Annotated in this window: 8 protein-coding genes and 2 pseudogenes; 7 read left to right on the forward strand and 3 right to left on the reverse strand. The window is 36.5% G+C overall.

The window, feature by feature from the left end; genetic code table 11:
• The 3 genes and pseudogenes from M0Q17_RS09450 to M0Q17_RS09460 all read left to right on the forward strand — a co-directional run.
• A pseudogene (locus M0Q17_RS09450) lies at nucleotides 1-413 on the forward strand (hypothetical protein); the annotation flags it as partial.
• Nucleotides 414-428: 15 nt separating this feature from the next.
• Nucleotides 429-1,382, forward strand: coding sequence for a tRNA dihydrouridine synthase DusB (gene dusB, locus M0Q17_RS09455; protein WP_295086248.1), 954 nt, complete (start codon nucleotides 429-431; stop codon nucleotides 1,380-1,382).
• Nucleotides 1,376-2,512, forward strand: a complete 1,137-nt coding sequence (locus M0Q17_RS09460) for a hypothetical protein (RefSeq protein ID WP_295086250.1) — start codon at nucleotides 1,376-1,378, stop codon at nucleotides 2,510-2,512. The genes dusB and M0Q17_RS09460 overlap by 7 nt, the downstream gene beginning before the upstream one ends.
• A gap of 11 nt (nucleotides 2,513-2,523) precedes the next feature.
• On the opposite strand, the gene M0Q17_RS09465 is transcribed toward M0Q17_RS09460, so the two are convergent.
• The 3 genes from M0Q17_RS09465 to M0Q17_RS09475 are packed head-to-tail and all read right to left on the reverse strand — an operon-like array spanning nucleotide 2,524 to nucleotide 4,166.
• A complete protein-coding gene (locus tag M0Q17_RS09465) occupies nucleotides 2,524-3,408 on the reverse strand; it encodes a hypothetical protein (protein WP_295086252.1) in 885 nt (294 codons plus the stop codon).
• The gene (gene fliN / locus M0Q17_RS09470; protein ID WP_295086254.1) at nucleotides 3,405-3,743 is read right to left on the reverse strand and encodes a flagellar motor switch protein FliN; all 339 of its coding nucleotides are present in this window, start codon (nucleotides 3,741-3,743) and stop codon (nucleotides 3,405-3,407) included. Before fliN ends, M0Q17_RS09465 begins: the two co-directional genes overlap by 4 nt.
• Complete coding sequence (locus tag M0Q17_RS09475) at nucleotides 3,744-4,166, reverse strand: chemotaxis protein CheX (protein WP_295086256.1); 423 nt, start codon at nucleotides 4,164-4,166, stop codon at nucleotides 3,744-3,746. It abuts the gene before it with no gap.
• A gap of 116 nt (nucleotides 4,167-4,282) precedes the next feature.
• On the opposite strand from M0Q17_RS09475, the gene M0Q17_RS09480 reads away from it, so the two are divergent.
• The 4 genes and pseudogenes from M0Q17_RS09480 to M0Q17_RS09495 form a co-directional block, all read left to right on the forward strand.
• Nucleotides 4,283-5,014 (forward strand): sulfite exporter TauE/SafE family protein, encoded by a 732-nt coding sequence (locus M0Q17_RS09480; protein WP_295086258.1) that lies wholly within the window; start codon nucleotides 4,283-4,285, stop codon nucleotides 5,012-5,014.
• 17 nt (nucleotides 5,015-5,031) lie between these two features.
• Entirely contained in the window at nucleotides 5,032-7,860 is a 2,829-nt protein-coding gene (gene uvrA / locus M0Q17_RS09485; RefSeq protein ID WP_295086260.1) for an excinuclease ABC subunit UvrA, read from the forward strand.
• A 23-nt stretch (nucleotides 7,861-7,883) separates the two neighbouring features.
• A complete protein-coding gene (gene selD, locus M0Q17_RS09490) occupies nucleotides 7,884-8,915 on the forward strand; it encodes a selenide, water dikinase SelD (protein ID WP_295086262.1) in 1,032 nt (343 codons plus the stop codon).
• Nucleotides 8,916-9,187: pseudogene (locus M0Q17_RS09495) on the forward strand (tRNA 2-selenouridine(34) synthase MnmH); the annotation flags it as partial. It abuts the gene before it with no gap.

Genomic DNA, 9,187 nt, shown 5'->3' on the forward strand with positions numbered 1-9,187 from the left:
TCAAACATGCATCTCTTAAAGCTATAGAAAAATACAAAGAGACTCTTACTAAAGAGGCTCTTTTTGAGATACTCTCAAGGATTAATGCAGATGCGCATACTTTAGAGATATCCAACGACTCCTTGATTTCTCTTTTTCATAATCTAAAACTAAACTCAAAAGAGTATATAGAAGCTTCAAAAAAACTCTCCAAATCAATGCTTCCAGAGCAAAGAATAAAACTATTTGAACTCTTAAGTAATGAGGATGAGGCAGCAATGGAAGCGTATTTATTTACTCTTTTTGATTTAGAGATGCTAACCCCGGCTAAAGATATTTTGGATATTTCACAACCTAACGAGTATATGTCTTTTAAAGCTTACAGCTCACTAAGAGACAATGGTAAGCATTTTGATATCAATCTCTTTGTGTAATTTAGTATATAAATAATGAGTGAAAAATTATCTTTTAAAGAGCCCATATATGTACTCGCGCCGCTTGCCGGCTACACAGATTTGCCTTTTAGAAGTGTTGTAAAGAAATTTGGAGCAGATTTGACTGTAAGCGAAATGCTCAGCTCAAATGCTCTAGTTCACGGTTCTGCCAAGACTCTTAATATGATACAAAAAAGTCCAAATGAAGACCCATACTCCGTTCAGATTGCCGGAGCAGATACAAATACCATCCGTAGCGCAGTTGAAATTTTAAATGAGCAAGAGGGCATAGACATTATCGACCTAAATTGCGGCTGCCCCGTACCAAAAGTAGTCGGACATGGAAGTGGAAGCTCACTGCTGCTAGACTTGCCTTTGATGGGTGAGATTATAAGAGCTATAAAAGATACCTCAAATAAAAATTTAACAAGTGTAAAAATAAGACTCGGTTTTGAGAAAAAAAACCATATTGATATAGCAAAGAGAGTTGAAGATAGCGGAGCTGATTTTTTAGCGGTTCATGGAAGAACACGCGCAGGAAAATTTAAAGCCGCAGTTGATTATGATGCAATAAAAGAGATTAAAGAGGCAGTTAAAATCCCGGTAATAGCAAATGGCGATATAGACTCTTACGAGAAAGCAAAATGGGTGCTAGAATATACCGGAGCCGACGGTGTTATGATTGGAAGAGGAGCCATCGGTGCTCCTTGGATATTTCATCAGCTTAAAGCAGGCACTGAAAATATTGACAAAAAAGTCAAGCATGCTATAATCATGGAGCACTTTGATAAGATGATAGAGTTTTATGGCTCCCATGGGTTGCCAATGTTTAGAAAACATACGCATACTTACTCTAAAGGTTATAGAGGTGCATCAACACTTAGAAACAGTGTAAACCGTATATCTGATATACAACAATACCGCACTGAGATAGATGACTTTTTTAGTAATAGTGAGATAGTTTGTTAAAAATCAGCAAATCAATTAAAACATTAGACCATAGCGATATAGGTGACAATCTGCTACACTATGACTACAATGTAAAACATCTCCTCTCTCTAATAAGAAAAAAGGTAAGTAAAGACGATCCACATTTTTTGAGTTCATACCGCTCTTTTGAGGGCGAAGTTTTTGAAAACTTTATTTATGAAAAACTTCTTATTTATGCAGTAGAAAATGAAAATATTGAAAAGTTTGTGCTGAAGGGTTTTCATCAAGATAAAATAAAAGCACATGCAAATACACTCTCAATAAGTGAAAAACAGCAGATTGTTTATAGAACAAAAAGCAGAGAAATCAGTGAATTTGATGCTATGCTTATTACAAAAGACAATGAACTCTACTTTGTAGAGATGACGCTTGTTAAATCTGTGCTAAAGCTTAGAAAAAGACTTAGAAAAAAGAGAGCCCTTCTTGAGATAATTTTTCCAAACTATAAAATAAAAGCTCTGATTATTTTAAACGAGGGCGCTACTGGAGTCAGACAACTACCCTCATATTGTACTGTTTGGATGACTGAAGGTTTTTTGGCGAATGATGTGCTTGAGTATATTGTAGATACTGATGCTAGAAAACTGATGCCAAAAAAGAGAATCAAATCTAGTAAAATGATAGAGGCTCACTCTTTAAGACTTTATCATTTTAGGTACTATAACACTATCTCATGGATAACAAAAACTATCAATAGCAACAAAAAGCATATACTAGATATGAGCTTTTTAATGAGCGAAAAAATTCAAAGATACCATGATTTGTATAATAAGTTTTATATTGGCTATATAGATGCTGCGCAAATGAGAGAACAGCTACAGCTAGATAGTAGCGTTAAAGATAAACAACAAGTGATTGTGGCAATAGAAAAAAAGCATTCAGATGAAATAGTCTTAACTTACTATATTCAGCTAACACGAAAAAGTTTATATCTCTACTCTTTTGATGAGGAGAAGGTAATAAAAGAGAAAAAAGACCCATATGGAATTACAGTAACTGAAGTTTATCATATAAGCAAAATGATGGATGAGAAATACAGACTAACTCCAGTAAATCTAGAGACAATTAAGAAGCTATTAGAAAATAGATTTCAGACGGACGCTTCTTAACTTTTAAATTTTTAAACCTCATATCTAACAGAGGCAGCCTTTTCTTTGTATGCCCGAAGATACTCTTTGGAATTTTCGTCACTATTATTTAAAAAATTATCTAACTCCTGATGCCTGCTTTGTAAAATAGATTCAAAATCATCTTGGGTAACAGGTCTGTTTTGTGTAAATTTATCAAGTAAAATATTATTTTCCCCCATAAGCACAAGATAGCTCTGCTCGCCAAAATCTAGCATCACAACGCTGTTTTGGCTGTTTAGAGATTTTTGAAATCGTATGCTTACATCACTTGAAAAAGTCGGTTGTGGAGCTTTTTTTTCTGTTTGAGCATTTTGTGCAAATAGCCAAGAAGATTTGTTTTGTTTATTTTGTGGAGTTGAGACTCTCTTTTTTATGTAAAAGAGCATAACTATTCCTATAGTTAATATAGCTATAACTATATAGTAACTTTGTGATATATCATCACTTTTCTTCGTCGGAAGAGAACCAAGCCCTAAAGGCTCAGCCTCTTGAGTTTTTATGGAATTTTCTGTTTGGGGCACAATAGTTGTAAATCTTAATCTAAGCCCGTAAGAATCAGAGGTTTTTGACGCTTGAAGGACTATGGAGGGTGGCACATTAGCGGCTATTTGTGTATAGCCTGACATCGGAGTAATAGCGATGGATTTTATATACTTAGAAGAGAGTTTTTTTATCTTTGAAGACTCTATAGATGCATCTTCTAGTTTAATCAAAATAGTTGAATCACTTAAACTCTGTTTTATAACACCTTCATAAGGGGTGTCAAATGTTATCATAACATCTACTCTGTCGGTTCTGTCATATATGTTATAGCTTAGAATTTTTGAAGCATATAGAGAAAATGGGAGGAGAAAAATAAAGAGCAGTTTAATCATAGTTTCTCTTTTGCAAGATGATATAAGACAGCACTTGAGTCAAGTATCTCGTTGATACGAATTGCAAGATTTTTTTCATAGACCATAACCTCGCCTTTTCCTAAAATACGTCCGTTCACATAAGACTCAACACTCTCTCCTGCAGGCTTTTTAAGGTCTATAATAGAACCTTTTGTTAGTTTTAGTATGTCACCGATAGTGAGTTCTGTTTCGCCTAGTTCGGATACAAACTCAACTTCCATATCTAGAAGCCCCGAGTAATCCATCCATGAGAGTTCCTTATCAGGGTCAAATGTAAACTCTTTGGCTCCATAGGCATGTCTTTGTTTTTTCAATTAGAGTTCCTTGATGGCAATAATCATCTCATCATCTTCTATCTTTAAGACTTTGGCTTTATCGTAGTTAAAATCAAAAATATCAATCTTTTCAAAATGCGGTATTGACATAGTGTAGGATTCGGATGGGTTCTTACTAGCAAGAACTTTAGCGCTTCCGACTATGAGATTTGCAGTTTCTAGCGTCATGTCAATCAAAGTCTCCTCATCACTCTCATCCTCTTCTAAAAGAAGTGTAGATATTCTCTGTGCAAAACTCAGTGTTGCTCCGATATAAACTCTATATTTGGTTCCATTTATGCTTTGTATATCAATATAAGCAATAACTGTTCTCATTTTAGCTACATTATCGTGTAGCTCATATGATAACCTGACTTGATGGATACAAAAATTTTTTGAAGCTTCTATAATTGTATTTAACATTCTTACGCCCTTATTTGGCTAAATTATACTTTAGCACACCTCTAAAAATTCTTAATATTTTTTCAAAATGAAACGTTGCATTAGAAAGATGCTATAATTCCAAAAAAGTTTTGATAATGATTGAATTGATTTTTCTAGGTGCTGGGGTCGGTACATTGTCCGGTTTTTTTGGCATCGGCGGCGGAACGATACTTGTTCCCATGCTTTTGTTTCTTGGTTATGAGATTAAAGATGCAATAGGTATTTCAGTTGTCCAGATGGTTTTTAGTTCAGTTTATGGAAGTTATCTTAACAATAAAAAGGGAACGCTTGATGTTCCCATGGTCTTTACAATAGGCGTTGGCGGCTTTGTCGGCGCACTTTTAAGTGGGTTTTTTACATCTGTATTTAGTGACTTGACACTAGAGATTATATTTTTGCTTTTTGCTCTGTTTGCACTTAGCAGACTTTTTTTTAAAGCAAAAATTGATGTTGTACAAAAAGATGTAAATAGAGTTATACTTTTTTTAATAGGTCTTTTTTTAGGTCTTTTTAGTATGCTTATTGGAGTTGGCGGAAGTATTATTTTAGTTCCAATCTTAGTCGGCTTTTTGCATGTTGATTTAAAAAAAGCGATATCTGCAGGACTTTTTTTTGTGGTTTTCTCATCTATTTCAGGGTTGATTTCTCATGCCTTAAGCAGGGAGATAGACTTCTTTAGCGGAGTAGTTATCGGCTTGGCATCATTAGCGGGCGTATATGTTGGTATTTTACTTAAAGACAGGGTAGACTCTGCTTTACAGAAAAAATTATTAGTAGGTTTTTATCTATTAGTTGTTATATACTTAATACAAAGAATATTTTTTTAGAGGAATGTTAGCTTAAGATGAAAAATAAAGATGTTATAAAAATAGTAGGTGCTAGAGAGAATAATTTAAAAAACATATCGCTTGAGATTCCAAAAAACAAGTTGGTTATATTTACGGGACTAAGCGGAAGTGGGAAGTCAACACTGGCTTTTGACACTCTTTATGCCGAAGGGCAAAGACGCTATATGGAGTCTCTCTCCTCATACGCAAGGCAGTTCTTAGATCGCGTTGGAAAACCTGATGTCGATAAGATAGAAGGGCTTACTCCTGCTATCGCCATAGATCAAAAAACAACTTCAAAAAATCCACGCTCAACAGTCGGAACAATTACTGAAATATATGATTATCTAAGACTTTTATATGCGAGAATTGGGATACAGCACTGTTATAAATGCGGCAAAGTAGTCTCTCAAATGAGCGCTTCTGATATTATCGCCGAAGTTGCAAAACTTCCTGAGGGCGCAAAGCTTGTTCTTTTAGCTCCTCTTATTCGTGAAAAAAAAGGCAGCTTTCATGATGTTTTGGAGTCTTTAGTACATAAGGGATATGTACGTGCTATGATTGACGGTGTTATGGTTAGACTCGATGAAGAGATAGAGCTTAGTAAAACAAAAAAGCATACCATCAAGGTCGTTATTGACAGAGTTGTAGTCAAAGAAGAGAACAAGGAGAGAATAGCTGCAGATGTTGAAAAAGCACTTAAAGAGAGCTATGGCGAACTTGAGGTTGATATACTAAACCATGAAGAGCTTGGACTAAAACAGCAAAGTATTCATTATAGCGAACATAACGCATGTTTTGATTGTAAGATAAGTTTTGATCCACTTGAGCCGTTATCTTTCTCCTTTAACTCTCCAAAGGGAGCATGTAGCGAGTGTGATGGACTCGGACTTCGTTATGCACTTGATCAAGAGAAGATAATTGATAGAGATTTATGTATAGAAAAAGGCGCGGTTAAGATTATTTACGGCTTTAACAAAGGGTACTACTTTACATTTTTAAAGGGCTTTTGTGTAGCAAACGATATCGATATAACAGTGCCATATTCAGAACTTCCAGAGTATAAGCAAAAAGCAATTTTACATGGCGGTATCGATGAAGTGAGTTTTTTGTGGAAGAGTCATGAAGTCAAGCGAGTCTGGCCGGGAATAATCAAGATAGCCTATGATATGTTTAAGGATGAAAAAGAATTAGCTGAGTACATGAGTGAAAAGGTTTGTAGCATCTGCAAAGGGCATAGACTAAAAAGAGAGTCACTTGCTGTAAAGGTTGTGGATAAAGGAATCGCAGATATCTTAGACATGCCAATTTCAAAGAGCTACGAGTGGTTTAAAGATGAGAGCAATTTTGCAAATTTTTCAAAACAAAACACTCAAATAGGTGCGCCAATCTTAAACGAAATACGAGAAAGACTTTACTTTTTGTTTGATGTAGGTCTTGGTTACATTACGTTAGGGCGAGATGCTAGAACAATCAGCGGAGGCGAGGCTCAAAGAATCCGCATCGCTTCACAAATTGGAAGCGGGTTGACTGGTGTTTTGTATGTTTTAGATGAGCCGAGTATCGGACTGCATGAGAGAGATACGCTAAAGCTCATCCGCACGCTTAGAAGCTTGCAGGAGAAGGGTAACAGCGTTATAGTCGTCGAACATGATAAGGAGACTATCGAAAATGCAGACTTTATTGTAGATATTGGACCGGGTGCTGGAAAATTTGGCGGAGAGGTTGTTTTTTCAGGAACACTCGATAAGCTCAAAAAGGCAAAAACACTTACAGCGGACTACCTTTATGGCAGAAAAAAGATAGAGTATTTTTATAGACGTGTGCAGGATAAATACATAGAGATTAAAAATGTTACACTAAATAACATAAACAATTTAAGTGTAAAAATTCCTCTTAATAACTTTGTTTGTATAACAGGCGTTAGTGGTAGTGGAAAGAGTTCCCTGATGCTTCAAACACTTCTTCCAACAGCCAGAGAGCTGCTAAACCATGCAAGAAAAGTAAATAAAGTAGCGGGTGTAGAGATAAATGGACTAGAACATGTAGATAAAGTTATCTATCTTGATCAAAGTCCAATCGGTCGTACTCCAAGAAGTAATCCCGCAACATATACAGGTGTTATGGATGAGATAAGAAATCTCTTTGCGCAGACAAAAGAGGCACAAATACGAGGCTATACAAGCTCTAGATTTAGTTTCAATGTCAAAGGCGGAAGATGTGAGAAGTGTCAAGGCGAGGGCGAAAACAAGATTGAGATGCACTTTTTACCCGACATTATGGTCAAGTGCGACACATGTAAGGGAACACGCTACAACCAGCAGACTTTAGAAGTTTTTTACAAGGGTAAAAATATATCAGACGTTTTAAGAATGAGTGTTGATGAAGCGTATGAGTTTTTTAGACCTATTCCAAAGATAAACCAAATAATGTCAACGCTTGTTGATGTGGGTCTTGGTTATATAACTTTAGGTCAAAATGCCGTAACACTCTCAGGCGGTGAAGCGCAAAGGATAAAACTAAGCAAGGAGCTTAGCCGAAAAGATACCGGTAAAACGCTCTATATACTTGATGAACCTACTACTGGACTTCATTTTGCGGATGTGGATAGGCTTACAGGAGTGCTTCATAAGTTTGTAGAGTTTGGTAACTCCGTTCTCATAATTGAGCATAACCTAGACATGATAAAAAATGCTGACTATGTTATAGACATGGGACCTGAAGGTGGAAGCGGTGGGGGACTTATTATCGCAGAAGGAACTCCTGAAGAGTTGGCAAAGAGTTATAAGAAAACAGGCTCTTATACGGGTGAATATCTAAAAAAAGAGTTAGAATTACATAAGTAAAATCGTTATTTTTAAGGAAAACAATGGAGCAAATAAAACTCACAGAATATAGTCATGGAGCAGGGTGTGGATGTAAAATCTCTCCGATGCTGCTTGATGAGATACTAAAATCTAATCTTTCAACTACTTTCTACCCCGAGCTTCTTGTAGGCAATGAGCATAGAGATGATGCAGCGGCGTATGATTTAGGCAACGGAACCTCTGTTTTATCAACAACAGACTTTTTTATGCCTATCGTGGATGACCCTTTTACTTTTGGACGCATCGCTGCGACAAACGCACTTAGCGATATATATGCCATGGGTGGAAATGCTCTTATGGCCATCTCTATCTTTGGATGGCCTATTGATAAACTCTCCTCAGATGTTGCAAGAGATGTTATAGATGGAGGCCGCAAGGCATGTGAAGATGCCGGTATTCCTCTTGCAGGCGGACACTCTATTGACTCTCCTGAGCCGATTTTCGGGCTTGCAGTTACAGGGCTTGTTGAGAACAGAAACCTTATGAAAAATAGTTCTGCTAGGGAAGATTGTTTTATCTTTTTAACAAAACCGATAGGAATCGGGATACTTACTACCGCTCAAAAGCAAAAAAAGATTGAAGCGGGTGATATAAATGCGGCGATTGAAGCGATGGTAACTCTTAACAAAGTCGGCGCAACTTTTGCGCCTTTAGATTGTGTCGTTACTATGACGGATATAACTGGATTTGGTCTTTTGGGACATTTAAGCGAAGTATGTGAGGCAAGTGGAGTTAGTGCTAATATATGGTTTGACAAAGTTCCACTTTTGCCAAATGTTGAAAAGTATAGAGTGCTAGGATGTATTCCGGGAGGCTCTCGTAAAAATTTTATGAGTTATGGGGATAAAATTGCAACGATGACGCAGCAGCAGCAAGAGATACTCTGTGATGCTCAGACTTCAGGCGGACTTCTTGTTTTTGTAAAAAAAGAGGGTGTAGATGAGTTTTATGCTTCTGCTGTTAATGCAGGATTAACTCTTGAACCTATAGGCGAGACGGTAAAAAAAGGTAAAAATTTGGTAGAGGTTTTGTAGGTGTCAGAACTCTTTGATAATTTTAAATCAATAGTATTAAATGAGAGACCATTAATAGATGTTCGAGCACCCATCGAGTTTAAAAAAGGGGCATTTTTAAACTCTTTTAATCTTCCTATTATGAGTGATGAAGAGAGACATCAAGTAGGCATTTGCTATAAAAACAGGGGTAATGCAAAGGCGATAGAACTCGGACATGAACTAGTAAGTGGAGATATAAAAGAGCAGAGGGTTAAGTCATGGTGTGATTTTATGGATGCAAACCCTGATGC

It is taken from the genome of Sulfurimonas sp., assembly GCF_023229105.1.
Taxonomy (GTDB): Bacteria; Campylobacterota; Campylobacteria; order Campylobacterales; family Sulfurimonadaceae; genus Sulfurimonas.